The sequence below is a fragment of the Zhouia spongiae genome (assembly GCF_022760175.1).
In the GTDB taxonomy this organism is placed as follows: Bacteria; Bacteroidota; Bacteroidia; order Flavobacteriales; family Flavobacteriaceae; genus Zhouia; species Zhouia spongiae.
Genome location: NZ_CP094326.1, coordinates 1,789,002 through 1,806,439, shown reverse-complemented (window position 1 = coordinate 1,806,439; position 17,438 = coordinate 1,789,002). Strand labels below are relative to the sequence as shown.

16 protein-coding genes are annotated in these 17,438 nt (G+C 37.5%); all 16 read left to right on the top strand.

Translation table 11 applies throughout. From position 1 onward, the window contains the following. Positions 1–2 precede the first annotated feature (2 nt). The 16 genes from MQE36_RS07840 to MQE36_RS07765 all read left to right on the top strand — a co-directional run bounded on the left by MQE36_RS07840 (position 3) and on the right by MQE36_RS07765 (position 17,409). Positions 3–1,511, top strand: a complete 1,509-nt coding sequence (locus MQE36_RS07840; RefSeq protein WP_242938611.1) for a DUF1501 domain-containing protein — start codon at positions 3–5, stop codon at positions 1,509–1,511. A 19-nt stretch (positions 1,512–1,530) separates the two neighbouring features. Continuing rightward, entirely contained in the window at positions 1,531–2,412 is an 882-nt protein-coding gene (locus tag MQE36_RS07835) for a sugar phosphate isomerase/epimerase family protein (RefSeq protein ID WP_242938610.1), read from the top strand. Positions 2,413–2,421: 9 nt separating this feature from the next. Continuing rightward, positions 2,422–3,804, top strand: coding sequence for a c-type cytochrome domain-containing protein (locus tag MQE36_RS07830; RefSeq protein ID WP_242938609.1), 1,383 nt, complete (start codon positions 2,422–2,424; stop codon positions 3,802–3,804). A gap of 72 nt (positions 3,805–3,876) precedes the next feature. Then, a complete protein-coding gene (locus MQE36_RS07825) occupies positions 3,877–4,329 on the top strand; it encodes a Spy/CpxP family protein refolding chaperone (protein ID WP_242938608.1) in 453 nt (150 codons plus the stop codon). A gap of 234 nt (positions 4,330–4,563) precedes the next feature. Next, entirely contained in the window at positions 4,564–5,475 is a 912-nt protein-coding gene (locus MQE36_RS07820; RefSeq protein ID WP_242938607.1) for an AraC family transcriptional regulator, read from the top strand. Between the two features lie 97 nt (positions 5,476–5,572). Then, the gene (locus MQE36_RS07815; protein WP_242938606.1) at positions 5,573–6,328 is read left to right on the top strand and encodes an SDR family oxidoreductase; all 756 of its coding nucleotides are present in this window, start codon (positions 5,573–5,575) and stop codon (positions 6,326–6,328) included. 80 nt (positions 6,329–6,408) lie between these two features. Then, positions 6,409–6,732: a hypothetical protein gene (locus MQE36_RS07810; RefSeq protein ID WP_242938605.1), complete on the top strand. Its 324-nt coding sequence runs from the start codon at positions 6,409–6,411 to the stop codon at positions 6,730–6,732. Between the two features lie 326 nt (positions 6,733–7,058). Next, on the top strand, positions 7,059–7,412 hold the full coding sequence (locus tag MQE36_RS07805) for an SdpI family protein (RefSeq protein WP_242938604.1): 354 nt from the start codon (positions 7,059–7,061) through the stop codon (positions 7,410–7,412). A 219-nt stretch (positions 7,413–7,631) separates the two neighbouring features. Continuing rightward, complete coding sequence (locus MQE36_RS07800; protein ID WP_242938603.1) at positions 7,632–9,134, top strand: S41 family peptidase; 1,503 nt, start codon at positions 7,632–7,634, stop codon at positions 9,132–9,134. 337 nt (positions 9,135–9,471) lie between these two features. Next, a complete protein-coding gene (locus MQE36_RS07795; RefSeq protein ID WP_242938602.1) occupies positions 9,472–10,152 on the top strand; it encodes an aspartate/glutamate racemase family protein in 681 nt (226 codons plus the stop codon). Between the two features lie 108 nt (positions 10,153–10,260). Next, positions 10,261–10,845, top strand: a complete 585-nt coding sequence (locus MQE36_RS07790; protein ID WP_242938601.1) for a hypothetical protein — start codon at positions 10,261–10,263, stop codon at positions 10,843–10,845. A gap of 162 nt (positions 10,846–11,007) precedes the next feature. After that, positions 11,008–11,922 (top strand): TlpA family protein disulfide reductase, encoded by a 915-nt coding sequence (locus MQE36_RS07785; protein WP_242938600.1) that lies wholly within the window; start codon positions 11,008–11,010, stop codon positions 11,920–11,922. Between the two features lie 230 nt (positions 11,923–12,152). Beyond that, positions 12,153–12,863, top strand: a complete 711-nt coding sequence (locus tag MQE36_RS07780) for a hypothetical protein (protein WP_242938599.1) — start codon at positions 12,153–12,155, stop codon at positions 12,861–12,863. A gap of 327 nt (positions 12,864–13,190) precedes the next feature. After that, on the top strand, positions 13,191–13,748 hold the full coding sequence (locus MQE36_RS07775; RefSeq protein WP_242938598.1) for a hypothetical protein: 558 nt from the start codon (positions 13,191–13,193) through the stop codon (positions 13,746–13,748). A 417-nt stretch (positions 13,749–14,165) separates the two neighbouring features. Continuing rightward, positions 14,166–14,726, top strand: coding sequence for a helix-turn-helix domain-containing protein (locus MQE36_RS07770; RefSeq protein ID WP_242938597.1), 561 nt, complete (start codon positions 14,166–14,168; stop codon positions 14,724–14,726). Between the two features lie 265 nt (positions 14,727–14,991). After that, positions 14,992–17,409 (top strand): heavy metal translocating P-type ATPase, encoded by a 2,418-nt coding sequence (locus tag MQE36_RS07765; protein WP_242938596.1) that lies wholly within the window; start codon positions 14,992–14,994, stop codon positions 17,407–17,409. The last annotated feature ends 29 nt before the right edge of the window (positions 17,410–17,438 follow it).

The following is a 17,438-nucleotide window of genomic DNA, read 5'->3' as shown; positions in this document are numbered from 1 at the left end:
CGATGGACAATACGGAAAGACTGATACAGGAAAAACTAAAACGCGATATCGAAACCCAGACACGCAGGCATTTCATTAAAGAATGCGTAGCCGGGATGGGCGGTATAGCCCTGAGCTCATTATTCTTTTCTTGTAACGGATTTTTTGATCCTAAGAAGAACAGTAAAATGAGCCTTTCGGAACGGGACCTGAATCCGTTGGCAACCCTGGCTCCTCCTTTCCCGCCAAAAATAAAATCTGTTATTTATTTACATATGGCTGGGGCTCCGTCGCAGTTAGAGATGTTTGACTATAAACCGGATCTATACAAACTCCATAACGAATCATGTCCGGAATCTTTTCTGGAAGGACGGAAGTTTGCATTCATCAGAGGGGTTCCGAAACTCCTTGGTCCGCAGGCTAAGTTTAGCCGGGTGGGTGAATCCGGAAACTGGGTATCAGACTACCTGCCTCATTTTAAAAAGGTTGCCGATGAAGTGGCCTTCTTAAAGGCGGTCAATACCGATCAGTTTAACCACGGACCTGCACAATTATTTATGCATACGGGAAGTCCGCGTTTGGGGCGTCCGAGCATCGGATCGTGGGTTACCTACGGGTTAGGCTCTGAAAACCAGAACCTGCCGGGCTTTGTAGTGTTAACTTCAGGCGGTAAGAATCCAAGTGCCGGGAAGAGTGTCTGGGGAAGCGGATTTTTACCATCCGTTTATCAGGGGGTACAGTGCCGGTCGAAAGGCGATCCTGTATTGTATATTGACGATCCGAAAGGAATGTCAAGGGATCTGAAAAAGCGTACGATCGATGCCATCAATAAAATCAATAAAGAAGAGTTCGACAGCTATTCTGATCCGGAAACGCTCGCCAGGATCAATCAGTACGAAATGGCATACCGAATGCAGATTGCAGTTCCGGAAGTGATGAATATCAACAACGAGCCCGACTATATAAAAGACTTGTACGGGGTTGAACCGGGCAAAGAATCGTTTGCTAATAATTGCCTTTTGGCAAGGAAGCTTGTCGAAAAAGGTGTTCGCTTTGTTCAGTTGTTCGACTGGGGCTGGGACAGCCACGGTACCGATCATAGTACGGCGGTCGACCTGGGGCTTAAGAATAAATGCAGGGAGATCGACAGGCCTATAGCAGCCCTTATCCTCGATCTAAAACAACGAGGACTGTTAGACGACACCCTGGTTGTATGGGGAGGAGAGTTTGGAAGAACTCCGATGCAGGAAAACCGGGAAGGGAAAGAACAAGGCTATAAAGGACGCGACCATCACGTGGATGCTTTTACCATGTGGATGGCCGGGGGCGGCATAAAAAAAGGGGCCAGCTGGGGAACAACAGACGAAATAGGGTTTTCAGCTGTAGAAGGACAAGTATCTGTACATGACGTACACGCAACCATCCTCCACCTTTTAGGATTCGATCACGAAAGATTTACATACGATTTTCAGGGAAGACCATTCAGATTAACCGATGTTCACGGCCATGTTATCAAAGAAATACTCGCATAATCCAGAAACCAACCATTTAATGAAAAAGATCTTTTTACTGCTACTCCTCTTTTTATTCGGGTTTATTTTCAGTGTTGTAGCACAAGACCGCATCCTGTTCTTTCAAACCAACTGGGGCAATCAGCTTTCGTGGGATGCCTTTTGCAAAAAAGCAAAAGAGTCAGGGTTTGACGGTATAGATATCTGGCTTCCCAACGACAAAGAGAACCAGGATGCTTTAAAACGGGCACTGACAAAATATGAGCTTAAATTAAACCTGATGCACGGTACGGTAAAAAGCCTGCCGCTAAAAGAGAGCTTAAAACAATACGAAGAACGCCTGGAAGAATTAATGCAATGGAAGCCCGTACTCGTTAATTCTCATACGGGCAGCGATTTCTTCAGTTATGAGGACAACCTTAAGTTTATTGAAATTGGTAACAGGTTAAGCAAAAAATACAACATCCCGGTATACCACGAAACGCACCGCGGACGCTTTAGCTATAGCCTTCCGGAAACTCTTAAATATCTCGACAAGGCAAAAGAGCTTCCCCTTACATTAGATATGAGTCATTGGATGGTGGTACACGAATCGCTACTGAAAACCCATAAGGAGAAATGGGAAACCATCATCAGGAATGTACATCATATTCATGCCCGGGTAGGATTTGAACAAGCCCCACAGGTAAATGATCCGCAGGCTCCGGAATGGAAAAATGCATTAGACTTCCATCTCGACATATGGGAGCAGATTATCAGAAAAGGACTCAGGGAACACAACGGGGTTTTTACGGTCACCTCAGAATTCGGCCCGCCTACTTATATGCCGACGGCTCCATACACCAGGATGCCTTTAGGAGACCAATGGAAAGCAAATGTTTTTGTAATGAATGCACTGAAGAAACGATTGGGAATTCAATAACATTTTGTAATGAATCATTTTATCACATTTACAGGGAGGTTGCACCCGCTTATTGTTCACCTGCCTATCGGTTTTATCATGCTCGGATTGCTATTACAATGGTATAACCAAAAAAAAACTTCGGGTCTTGACCACGCGATATCCATTGCTTTCTTGTGGGGAGGCATTACAGCCGTTATGGCCTGTATCACCGGGTTTATCTTATACACCAAAGAAGGCTTTGCCTTCGATACCGTGAAGTTCCATTTATGGATGGGGATCATTACAGCCTTATTTTCATTTATTTATTATGTACGTGTCAGTAAAAAAGCCTTCCATAAAGTTCCGCTTATCGCTTTTTCAGTTGTTATCCTGGCCTTGATTAGTGCTACAGGGCATTTTGGCGGTAATATCACTCACGGTGAAGATTACCTTACAGAGCCGCTTCCGGCCTCGGTAAAGCATCTTATAGGGATACAGGCCGAATCAGAAAAAGAGATCGCCTTGAATGAGAAAAACCTGGGGAGCACCATTCTTTACAACGATGTTGTACAACCTATCCTGAACAATAAATGTGTTAGTTGCCACGGTACAAAAAAAGCAAAGGGCGACCTGGCCTTACACAATGCGGAGGCCATTCAAAAGGGAGGTGAGCACGGAGCTGTTATTAATTTAAAAATACCCGACAGCAGTTCTTTATACCACAGGCTTGTACTGCCCCTGGATCATGAAGATCATATGCCGCCTAAAGAAAAGACACAATTAACCAAAGAAGAAACCGCGCTGATTAAAGTCTGGATAGCAAACGGGGCTTCATACGATAAAAGTATTGAAGAGCTCGGGATTGATCAAAAGCTCTTTGCTTCTTTCTTAAAAAAAGACAAGGCATCTGATCTGCCTGAGGTAACACTTAAAGCTGTAGCGAAAGAAACCATCACGGCTGTTAAGAACGAAGGTTTCGGCGTTCAGGCTGTAAGCCAGGATACCGATTTCTTAAAGGTATCGTGCCTGAACTTTCGGCACTTTACGGACGCGGATCTTATGAGGTTGAAACCCCTGTTTAAAAATATATTGTCGCTCGATCTGAGGGGAACACAAATTACGGATGCTATTTTTAATGAGCTGGACAAGCTTCCTTATCTACAGACACTACAACTGGACCATACGCAAATTAGCGGCAAAGGCATCGGTCAGCTTCAAAAACTAAATTATTTAAGATCTGTTTCGGTTACCCATACTCAATTTACCGGCAACTCGGTGGATGAGATGACAAACATAAAAGGCTTAACGCAACTATATCTTTTTAATACGCCTTCTGTTAAAGACAGTATACAGTTAAAAGACGTTCCCTTTTCTGTTGACTACGGAAACTACACCCTTCCGACGGTTGCTTCTGATACGATCGTCTATTAAGAAACCAGCCCGCGTTAAACCTTTGTACCCTGCTATGAGTCAAAAGGTTAAATCATAAAACTCGTGTTAGTTATGAAGAAAATAATCAGTATCTGCATGTTATCGCTTCTTACGGTGGCGGTAAGTGCCCAGGACAAGAAAGCAGATCGTAAGAAGAAAGCAAAAGCCAAAATGGAACGGATGGAAAGCAGATCCCCGGAGCAAATGGCAGAACTACAGACCAAGCAAATGGCGATAGATCTTGATCTTACCGATGCGCAACAAAAGGAAATCTACGCTATTCATAAAGAGCAAGCGGTAAAACGCAAGGCACAAATGGCGAAGTGGAGAGAAATGCGCAACAATGATGAAATGCCATCGGAAAGTGACAGGATGAAAATGCGAAGTGCCAGACTTGACGATGAAAAGGCGTTGCAGGATAAAATGAAAAAGGTTTTAAATGATGAGCAATATGCCAAGTGGAAGTCGGACCGGGAAGAGAAACGTAAAAACATGACACACAGAAGAGGCGGCAGAAGAGGATAATGTGCCCTTTACCCGGGATATTAATATAATCAGGCGATCGGTATGGATCGCTTTTTTTATGGTTTTAAGCGTTGTTTATTTGAATTTGACAGGGATTTACGTTTATAGAATCAGGGTTAAGAGATTGCGGGTTTTGGAAATTTGAATTATTTTAGGGGAAACTTATAATAGAAATAAGCATCATATGGTGCATATACAATTATTGGGTGTAATGTACAATCACTAAAAAACAAAATGAATGAAACAAAAGAAATAGCATTTTTTGAACGAGTTGTAGATTTGTACAACGCATTGAAAATTCCAATCGAGCAGAGTAATCAGTTCTCAATGAATAATTTGTTGGAAATTCATAAAACCATTCCCTACAAATCGCCAGTATTCAGAACAAACTACTATTCATTCATATTCATAAAAAATGGAAAAGGAAATTATACCACCGATGAACAGACATTTGAATATGGCTCAGGAACCATCTATTTTACAAATCCGGGACATATAAAATCATTTGAATTTTTTGAATTGAAAGAAGCTTACTTGATTACATTTAGTGAGGAATTCCTAAAGACAAACGCTCATCAGAATATTTTTTCAGACTTTCCTTTTTTGTTGTCGGAAACAGTTCCACCACAAAATCCGAACAAACAAGAATTTAAAGGAATAGAAACGATATACCTTCAGATACTTAATGAATACCAAAATAACTCATTATACAAACAGAAAATTATCAGTAATTTACTTGTTGCGTTATTGTTAAAAATAAAAGCTCTATTTTGGCAAAATTACTATCCGTTAGAAGAGGGAAATAATCAATCTCGAATTGTTAAAGCATTCAAAGAAAATTTAGAGAAGCATTACAGAGATTTAGCTGAAAACAATGTGGACAAAGTTTTCCAGCCTCAAGATTATGCCAACTTACAGCAACTCAATTCCAGTTATTTTAGTCAAGTCATTAAAAGTAAAACGGGAAAATCACCAAGTAGTTGGATAAATGAACGAACAACTTCTTATGCCAAAGCTCTTTTAAAAAATACTTCAAAATCTATTAAAGAAATAACATATACATTAGCTTTTACCGAAACAGCCCACTTTAGCAACTTCTTTAAAAAGCAAACAGGATTTTCACCTTCTGCTTACCGAAATAAATAGTACTAAAAAATTTACAAGACAAGCTAAAAATCACACAACATATCTGTCTGACTTCAATCATACCTTTGTCTCATCATTAATTTTTAAATATAGAACAATGGCAAAGATCGATTTAAAAGACAAAGTAGTTTTAATCGCTGGGGGTGCAAAAAACCTTGGTGGATTGATAAGCAGAGAAGTTGCAAAACAAGGCTCTGACGTTGTTGTACACTTTAATAGTGACAGTACAAAACAAGCTGCCGAAAAAACTGTAAAAGCAGTACAAGATTTGGGACGAAAGGCAATTATGATACAAAGTGACTTAACTAAAGTCGAAAATATGAAAGTTCTTTTCCAAGAAGCAAAAGATAAGTTAGGAAGAGTTGATGTGGCAATAAACACAGTTGGAATGGTATTGAAAAAGCCTTTTTCAGAAACCACGGAAGAAGAGTTTGATACAATGTCAGCAGTAAATAGTAAATCTGCTTACTTCTTTATTCAGGAAGCCGGAAAAGCACTGGAAAACGAAGGGAAAATTATTACCATAGCAACTTCTTTATTAGGCGCTTACACAGGCTTCTATTCTACTTACGCAGGAGGAAAAGCGCCTGTTGAACATTACACAAGAGCAGCATCTAAAGAATTTGGAGAACGCGGTATTTCAGTAAATTCGGTTGCTCCCGGACCAATGGACACCCCATTTTTCTACGGGCAAGAATCGCCTGAAGCAGTTGCTTATCACAAATCTGCATCTGCTTTAGGGGGATTGACAAAAATTGAGGATATTGTTCCAATAATCACGTTTTTAGCAACTGACGGTTGGTGGATTACAGGACAAACTATATTGGCAAACGGTGGTTACACAACAAAATAAGCTGATTCCGATAATACTAATCTCGATAAGTTCGATTGATTGTATTTGGGCAGTCGGACTTATCTATTAAAAAGAAACCAATGGATTTATCTATAATAACTAATGAATATATACGAAGTGCAATACAATCGCTTCAAAATAACAATATCAATGAATGGTATAATCATTTTACTGATGACACAGTATTTACAGATGACGGCAGAACATTAGATTTTAGAAAGTTCTTTGACAATGCGTTCGACAAAAAGGAGAAGTTTCTTGAAATAGACACAGTTGAAAATGACGGAAAAACTATTTATGGCAATTTTCATGCTGGACAATGGGGAACATTCAGAGTATATTTTAAGTTTCACGAAAACTTAAATGGAAAATTTGATCGTTTAGACATTGGACAAACAAAATAAAATACTACATCCAACAAAGGTGGTCACCGTAGCACAACCCACTAATTGCATAAAAACAGGATGTAAATAAACCCTTTTAAGCAACATACTAAACACACTCATGATAAACATTTACCAAATAGTCTTGAGTTATGTGATTTGTTTTAGTACTGCGAAAAATACCCATATAAAACCGGGAGAATTTTGTTTTATGCTAATAAGTCATAAAATTGTAATCAGGAACAAAAAGTATAAAAGCATAAGCCCCATAAATTATTATCTTTGAAAGAGATACAGTATGTTGTACAACATATAGACAACACAAGACAAAAAATATTTTCAGATAAATGACTTTCAATATTATAATAGTACTGTCAAGTATCATAACTGGCGCCATGGCACTAATCGGCGGACTGATTTTTAAAAAGAACCCACCGAAAGAAATCAACTGGTGGTATGGATATCGGAGCAGACGCTCAATGAAAAATCAGGAACAATGGAGTTTTGCCCAAAAAGCCGGAGCTGAAAATATGATGAAATATTCATCGATTCCGTTTCTGACAACAATAACTGGATTCTTAATCGACGAACAACATATCGGTTGGAGTATCGGAATAGTGATAATAAGTCCTCTCCTATGGGCATTTTTCACTATCTACAAAACGGAAGTTAAACTTATATCGGAATTTGATAAAAAATGAGTGAGTAACTTTTCCAGATACTGCTTTTGCCCTGTATACCACAATGTCAGTACCTAATAAAAGGAGATTATCGACCCTATATCTAATTTCTGCCAACTTGTACAACAGGCACACAACTTATAAAAAGTTAATTTGTTTTACTCTTCAAATCCAACTATTTTTAAAATCTGATCGGTAGTTTTGAGACAGACTGCTGTTGCCTCCAATTAAAACCAAACTATGGTAACAAAAAAAATCTTAATATCTCTGACTTTATTGCTTGTTTCAACTTTGGGATTTGGCCAATATCTAACAAAAGAAAAGGCTCAAGAAGATTTAATAGAATTTAAAACCTTATTAAAAAATCAATCTTCATATTATCAGGTATCAAATTTTGATTTTGAAAAAAGCTATAATGAAGTCGAAAGAAAAATAAACCAAGAAGACTCAATCCCAATATATTTTTTAGCATTCGAGTTAGAAAAAATCATCTCAAATATAATTGACAGACACGCTAATATCAGAATGGAAAATTTTGAAGACGATGATTACGAATTGTTAAATTTGTATTTGCCTTTTGCAGTAACCTCTTTGGGTAACAATATCGTTGCTCTTCGTTATAATAAAACAACCAAAGAGTATGAGTATTTTAATCAGGCATATCCATACATAAAAGAAGTTGACGGTATTTATATAAAAGACTTTTTAAATAATAACGCTTACACAAGAAAACTTTCGCCAAACAGGGCAAAACAAACGGACGAATTAAAAGACTTAAGAGATATTGGCGAGCTTTATTTCAAACAAGGCAAAACAGCTCTAGAAAATATCGAAATAACTTTGACAAATGGCACAACTGACAAAAAGTTAAATCTACCTTTAAGCAACAGGAGAAATTGGTATTATGATATTGGTTCTACATTCTTTAACAGAGATTACAGCAAATTTGGACGTGATAAAGATTTTAAATTATCAAAATTAGACAAATGGTTGACAGATTCTATTGCATATCTCGCTATTCCTGCTATGTCAAGCTATGAAGAAAACCTGAATTTAGAATCGTACTTAAAATCTACAATTGAAAAGTACAGAGAATCAAAAGCAATGATAATTGATATTCGTGGAAATGGTGGTGGAACAAGGGAAATACTTAATACATTATCGGGTTATTTTATACAACCAGAACAATCGCCCTGGGTGGCAAATGTGGCTTATGTGCGTAGCGACCAGTTTTTAGATGAAGATATTTCTTCCATGCAATCAAGATTTCTTTTTAACTATAATTCAGAAATGTTATCCGACGAAGATAGAAAAGCAATAGATATTTTTAATAGGGATTACGAAACAGAATTTAAAGTTGACAAGAATAAATTTAGTGAACCGTATTATATGGTTCTTCACAGTAAACAACCAATAAAGTATCCTGTTTATATTTTGGTTAATGAAGAATGTTTTAGTGCGGCTTCTGTGTTTACTTCGGCATTTAAAGGTTTGGATAATGTAAAAATAGTTGGTGTTACTACGAATGGCTCAAGCGGAAGATCACAGAAGTTTTATCTTAAAAATTCTAATATTCGAGTAAAGTTGTCAACCATGCTTTCTTTTCAAAGAAATGGAAAAACACTTGATGGAAATGGAACCGTTCCAGATATTATTATTGAACGAGATGAGAACCAAGTGTTGAGGAAAGGTGATTCTCAATTGAAAAAGTTAATTGAAATAATAAAAAACCAAGCTCAATAACTTAAGAAGCATTCGTGAGATCGGAACGGCCAAACATGAATGCCGCATTGACTGACCAGGTTTTTGCCGGTTAGCTTTCCATAGAGATTGTCTTGTTTGTTGAGCTTTTATCTGAGGCGTATGGGTTCCTTCTCTACCGGAAAGCGATTGCATTGCATTCTAAAAGGAAAGATTTTGGGATGATATGCTTGTTTTTGATACTATAGTTGAAAACAAACTTTACGGGTGGTATGTTTAAGAAATTTCAATTATTTTAGTAGTTTATTTATGCTTACTAATTGCATTTGTTGTTTATTAGTATCATAACGGAAAGCTAGAAAATCAAGAAAGCATTTACATGAAGAAAATAGGACTCGTCGGCGGAATAAGCTGGACTTCAACTTTGGACTACTATAAATATATAAATCAGGGTATAAATGAAAAAATGGGAGGTTTAAACTCGGCTGAATGTGTCATATATTCCCTGAATTTTGCTGACATTCAAAATGCAGGGTGGACAAACGCCTACGAACTGATATATAACGCCTGTGGAAGTTTAATATCCAACGACGTAGACTGTATAGTCTTGTGTGCCAATACAGCTCATCTATTTGCTGATAAAATTCAATCAAAAATTGATATACCTATTATTCATATAGCCTCTGCCACTGCAGAAGAAATTAAAAAACAAAAACTGCATAAGGTAGGACTGTTAGGTACAAAGTTTACAATGGAAATGGATTTTTACCGTAACAAATTAAAGGAGTTTAATATCGAAACCGTTGTTCCTTCAGGGAAAAAGGATATTGAAGACATACAGGAGATCGTTAAAAATGAACTTGGAAAAGGGATTATAAGTAAAGAGTCGAAATTAAAATTTATACGATATGCAAATGAATTAAAAGAAAGAGGAGCGGAAGGACTTATTTTAGGATGTACAGAAATACCGATGCTGATCGAGCAGGCTGATCTTGATTTCCCTGTATTTGACACAACAAAAATACATGTTGAAAAGATTATAAATTTTGCCCTAAACTAATAAAAGTCAGCTACTAACGGTTTGCAAAATCATTGTTTCCTACCCATAACTTACCATATACAAACATGTTACCGGAAATTAAACCAAACACAAATTTGATTTTTAACCATGAACCATTCAAACCAAACCATTTGTCATATTTGTTTTTCTCCTCTCTCTGAAACAATGATCAGATGTAACCGTTGCGGTCTTAATTTTCATCCTGATACTTGTGGTGGATCATTATTTACTAAAATTTCACATCCGCAGCATTGCAAAAAATGTAAATCAGAAAAGAACATGTTCTTTCAAACATCTGGAAAAGATTTAGAACACAAACTTCGTTCGACTCATAGCTACATTGAAAAACTTCAAAAAGAAACAGATTTAAAAATAAAATCCAACATGGATTTGATAGATGAAAAAACTAACTCAATAAACGAAATGTTTAATGATATTGAAAAAAAATTATTTCAATTAAAATTAAAAAGAAAAAGCATTGATTGGATTTATGTTGCACTTTTATGCGCTGTTTTTATTCCTTTAACAGGCTGGCTTGTTTATAGTGGGTGGGCAAATAATCCTGATGTTACAATTGACTTTAGCATCGGGGAAATAATAGGCGGAATACTCATTGGTGGTGGCGCTATAATCGCAGGCACAGCCTACTCCAAAAGTATTTCCGATAAAGACAAAAATGATCCGGTAAAATAATATTCTTTATTTTGTCTGGCCTAACAGTAGTAGTAGTAGTAGTAGTAGTAGTAGTAGGTTACACAAGGTATCAATATTGTATAATCAAGAATTTTCAATTATTTTAGAAGTATATATAATGCGTGGTGCTTATTGATATAGCGACAAACTATGAAAAAACAGATGACTAGAATTATAATTGGATTGTTCTCTATATTAATAATTATTTTTTTAATTCTAGTACTATTTCAATTTGACTTTATAAGGATCTATAAACCAGAAAACCTAAAGTGGATTCCTATATTAATAACAATCATTGCTTTTTATATTGCCGGAACAATCTGTCGAAAAGTTAACTTAAAATATACCACTGTTTTGCTTTTAGGTCTTTTTTTGATTTATGTTCCTTTTGATAGCTTATATTTTCCCTACTCAATTTATATATTCCTATTTGCAATTTGCACATTAGTCATTACTCGGAAAGAAATCAACAGGAAAGTCAAAACGCTTCTAATTAGTGCCGTATTAATCATTTTTGGATTTTTATTATTTAGGCAACCTTTAATCATCAAACAAAAAGGGTTTCATTTTACAAAAAACGGTGATCTGGTTAACGCAAAAACCATTTGGAATTTTAATAAGGTTCCTTCGAAAAAACTACCTAGCGAAACTTTTTTGACCATTGAAAATAAAAACTTTAGTTTAAAAGTCCTAAAGGGAAAAACAATATATCTTTCATTTTGGGCTACTTGGTGTGCTCCCTGCATAGCCGAAAAGCCAATTTTGGATAAACTTAAAAGAGAATTCAAAAACAATTCTGAGATTGTATTTATAGACATTTCTCTAGATAATGATTCCGAAAAGTGGAAAAACTATCTTGATGTTAACAAAACAGAAGGCATACAACTCATATCAAGAAACAGTGATAAAACAAGGCACAATTATCAAATAAGCGGAATCCCCGAACATATTGCTATTAATGCGCAAGGGAATTTTAAATCTATGTATTTATTGATAGCAAAAGATTATCTAGCTGATACTAAAAAACTGAATACGTTCATAAATTCTAAATTGGAAGTTTATGAAAGAAAAAAATAAAAAGTCAGCCCCTGCTGTTACGTGATGGTATCGTGTTTCAATAGGGAAGGGCTGTTGGATGATATGTTTGTTTTTGAGTGCTATGGTTTACAAATCCGTATAACACAATATAATCGTACGGCAAGGTGAGCATTATTTATGTTTGTATGCATCTTAATGACTGTTAGCTCCATTGAGTCTTTAAAAATTTTCTGTTATTTTAGAACCCTGCCTATAAAAATGACACATTAATGAATGATCAAAAATTAAAGAGAAGAATAAATTTCCTGTCGTATTATGCCATTGTTAGCAGTTTAGCATTTATTGCTATAATTTTATGGATGTATAAGAATACAGGGGCAAAGGAAAACTATGACGAGTTATATGTAAAACGGCTAAACATTGTTGATGAAACCGGCGAAAATTTACGCATGGTCATCAGTAATGAATCCCGACAACATTCCGGAATCATTCACGGAGAAAAACTCCCTAAAAGAGAAAGACCATCAGGTATCATATTTTTCAATTCTTTTGGAGATGAATGCGGAGGCCTGGTATATGATGGTAATGAAAAAGATGCCGGAATGGTTCTCTCTATCGACAAGTTTAAAGAGGACCAAATCATGCAGCTTCAGTATATGGAAAACACCCAAAATCACAATAGAAAATACGGGCTCCAACTATGGGATTATCCTAAAGAAAATGCTTTTAAAGAAAGAAATAATGAATTTAAAAAAATAGGTATGCTTGAATCTGCTTCTGAAAAAAAACAGGCGTATCAAAAAATGAAATCGGATAGCTTATTAATGGCAGACAGGTTGTTTATCGGGAAAGGTTTCAACAAAGATGTCGGCCTTTTTATAAAGGACAAAAACGGGAACCCGAGAATTAAAATATATGTAGATGATAACGACAACCCGAAAATAGAACTTCTGGATACAGAAGGGAAAATAATAAAATAAAAAACACAGCCTGAAAAGCCACCCTGAAGGAAGCGATGTAATTGTATGAGTTACGAGCATGAGTAAAAATACATCCGTACATAAGCCGAATAGAATATCGGCTGTCACTGGGTTTATAATAGCTGTATCAGCAGGGATCATCTTATATTCTTCATTCAGGTCTGTTGGTTTTCCTGACGGGCATTTAACGACCTATGACAATGTATCAGAAACGTATTTATACCCCTTATTTTTTATTATAGATAGCATATTCATCTCTTATTACCACTCATGCGCGAAACCGCTACCTGTAAACTAAAAAAACAATAAAAACTCAAAAAACATCAAATGGAACAGATAAAAATCTTATGCTATGCATTGACCACTTTTTTCGGAATAGAAAACGGACGGATTGTTGCCGAAAAAACAGAGATCGTAATACATCCTGAACAGCAGCAAATAGAAATAAATCAAGAAGGCATTTTTACAATTATCCAATCTGAAAGCGATTCAATACTTGCTTTGGAGCAATGGGAGAAAATGTATCATTGGACTGAAAACGACACAAAATTCGTCAAAGAACTCGACAATCTCCCGGTCAAAAACTTTACGATTACAGCGGTGAAAACGGATTTTCGACCCCATCTGACATTCTCTTATACAAACAAAGAAGATTTGCGAGTATTCGGAATCTGGTATCAAGAAGATAAAGATCAATTTTCAATCAATCATATTCCGCAACAAAACATTAAAACTAAAAATGGAAAACTGGAAGGGAATTATTGGTTTTTTGACGGGAAGAAATCATTTAGTTTTACCGTGGAACCTTTTTTACAAATGCCTGAAAGTTATAAGAAAATCAAATACCCTATAACGGAATTACTTACCGGTCGTAAAAAGGAATAAACGCATCTCCCTGGGAACAATCCCTGTCGCATTCATACGGAACAGAGTGAACCGGCCAAAGAATTCGATCCCCGTTACCGGGGGCTATGCAAGCTTTCCTCTTTCCTTATGGGTGTTTGCCGGCTGTTAATACTGCCAATGGCGATAACTTCAACGGCTTTGAAAAAGCAAGGCGGAGCGGTAATTACTGTAAGCATAACCCCAGGGTATATCCCTGGTCTTCCGGCACTTTAAAAACCATGATACACGGGTTATAAGCTCCGGGGATTAAAAGATTTTTTAAAAGCGGTTCCGAAACAGGAAAGCACCGTTTCTCTCATTAAAGCCGGCGATTCATATGCAAATAAAAACCTACAGAAAATCATTGTCTTCAAACAGATCTGTATCTTTGTATCACAATAAACCTAAGAAAACGCAATGACACTGTTTATCAAAAATATGGTTTGCAACCGCTGTATCATGGTTGTCCAAAATGAATTGGATAAATTAGGGTTGAATGTAAAAAACATCAAACTGGGAGAAGTCACCCTCGAAAAGGAACTTAGCCCGGAAGAAAAAGCACATTTCGGCAGGGTGCTCCTTACTCTCGGTTTTGAGATTATTGATGATAAAAAAAGTCGCATTATTGAAAAGATAAAAAATGTCATTATTGATCTGGCACATCACCAAAACAGTAATAACAAAACGAATCTTTCTGCCGTGCTGAGCAATGAGCTGCACCACGATTATAATTACTTATCAAACCTGTTTTCAGAAGTAGAAGGCACTACCATTGAAAAGTACTTTATCGCGCAAAAAATAGAAAAAGTAAAGGAATTATTGGTCTATGACGAATTGTCCCTGAGTGAAATTGCTTTCCGTTTAAACTATTCAAGTGTAGCCTATTTAAGTAACCAGTTCAAAAAGGTTACAGGCCTTACTCCCAGTTATTTTAAAAAAGTCCGCGAGGATAAACGGAAGCCTTTGGACGAAGTGTAAACGCCCTCGGAGCAAGCTCACGAGAAGGCCGGGCGACAGTTCCTTTTTAGCGATGGAGCCGGCTCGGCATGGGCAAAACATTTTGATGTAAGCCCTGTGAAATTCCGTTAGGAACATTTCACAAGGACAGGCCCCGGAGCTCCCGATAGCTACGCGGGATAAATCCCGGTTATCGAGTAAATCTTATAAATCAATTCCAAAATTCCACAATAGCTTTCTTCTGTAATAACCTCAACTTTGTATTGTAAATCAATACAGAAAAGAAATGGCTACAAATAACAATAAAGAGATCATCTACCTGCCATTGGAAGAGGTAGAAAGCGAACATTGTGCACTGATCGTCGAAAAAGGACTGGCACAAGTTAAAGGCATTGAAACCCACAAGGTAGAACTAAACAACCGCAGAGCAGCCATCACTGTTAATAATGAAGAGGTTATACCGGAGGCAGTAAAAGCCATTAAAGACCTTGGTTATGGCGTTACCACAGTAAAAAACACATTTCCTGTATTAGGTATGACTTGTGCATCGTGTGCTGCGAGTGCCGAAAGTATTGTTACATACGAACCAGGGGTTGTAAACGCTACCGTAAATTTCGCAACCGGGAATCTTACTGTAGAATATCTTCCAAACATGACCAATGCTTCAAAGCTTCAAAAAGCGGTTCAGGGTGTCGGGTACGACCTGTTGATTGAAGACGAGACCACACAGCAGGAAACATTGGAAGCTATCCACGAAAAGAAATTCAAACAATTAAAAAGCAAAACTACCTGGGCCGTAATCCTGTCCTTGCCTGTTGTCGTTATCGGTATGTTTTTAATGAACATACCTTACGCTGATTTAATCATGTGGATATTTTCTACCCCGGTTGTAGTCTGGCTGGGTAAAGATTTTTATGTAAATGCATGGAAGCAGGCGAAACACCGCTCCGCCAACATGGACACATTGGTGGCATTAAGTACAGGTATCGCCTATATATTTAGTGTGTTTAACATGTTATTTCCTGAATTCTGGGAAGCAAGAGGATTAGAAGCCCATGTCTATTTTGAAGCCGCCGCCGTTATTATCGCATTCATCTTGTTAGGGAAGCTATTAGAAGAAAAAGCTAAAGGAAACACCTCTTCAGCAATCAAAAAATTAATGGGACTCCAGCCGAAAACGGTTGTTGTCATACAAACAGACGGAACAGAAAAACAAACGGCCGTTGAAGACGTACATACAGGGAATACCGTTCTTGTAAAACCAGGTGAAAAAATTGCTGTGGACGGGATTGTTACTACAGGAGAGTCTTATGTAGATGAAAGTATGTTAAGCGGCGAGCCTGTACCGGTATTGAAAAAAGAGAACGAAAAAGTTTTTGCAGGAACTATCAACCAAAAAGGAAGCTTCCAGTTTAAGGCTGTCAAGGTGGGGAAAGAAACCATGCTTGCCCAGATTATTAAAATGGTACAGGATGCCCAGGGGAGCAAGGCACCGGTGCAGAAATTAGTAGACAAGATCGCCGGTATTTTTGTTCCGGTGGTCATAGGTATCGCCATCTTGACATTTGCTCTCTGGCTCATTCTCGGAGGCGATAGCGGGATCGTTCAGGGATTATTGGCAGCCATAACGGTTTTGGTTATTGCCTGTCCGTGTGCGTTGGGTCTTGCTACGCCTACAGCTATTATGGTGGGTGTGGGTAAAGGCGCCGAAAAAGGGATTCTTATCAAGGATGCAGAAAGCCTCGAACTGGCAAAAAAAGTAAATGCTATTATATTAGATAAAACGGGAACCATTACAGAAGGGAGACCCCAGGTTACAGACATCTATTGGCTGAATAATGACGCTACTGCCAAAAACGTCCTCCTGAGCATTGAAAAAAAATCCGAACACCCATTGGCAGAAGCCGTTGTAAAGCATTTGGGGGATGCCACCACTACTACATTAACCGGTTTTGACAGTATTACAGGCAAGGGCGTAAAAGCCAATCACAACGATGATACCTATTTTGTCGGTAATAAAAAACTATTGGCTGAAAACCATATTACCATAGCTCATGAGCTTTCCGCACAAGCCGATTTATGGAGCAAGCAAGCTAAAACCGTTATCTGGTTCGCAAATAGTAAACAAGCACTTTCCGTGCTTGCCATTTCCGATAAAATAAAAGATACATCTGTAAATGCCATTAAAGAATTACAGGCTATGGGTATTGAACTCTATATGCTGACAGGCGACAATGAAGCCACGGCAAAATCTATTGCCGAAGAAACAGGTATAAAACATTACAAGGCAGAAGTATTGCCGCAACACAAAGCCGATTTTGTAAAAGACCTGCAACAACAAGGCAGAACCGTAGCGATGGTAGGAGATGGTATTAACGACAGTACTGCTCTTGCCACTGCCGATGTGAGTATAGCGATGGGGAAAGGAAGTGACATCGCAATGGATGTAGCCAAAATGACCATTATATCCTCAGACCTTAGCAAAATACCACAAGCTATAAAGTTATCTAAACAAACGGTAGCTACAATCAAACAAAATTTGTTTTGGGCATTTATTTACAACCTCATCGGCATTCCTATTGCTGCGGGTATCCTTTACCCGGTAAACGGGTTCTTGTTAAACCCGATGATTGCAGGTGCTGCAATGGCAATGAGCAGCCTAAGCGTGGTTACCAACAGTTTAAGGCTAAAATGGAAAAAATAGATCCGTAAATGTCATAAATCAATCTCAAA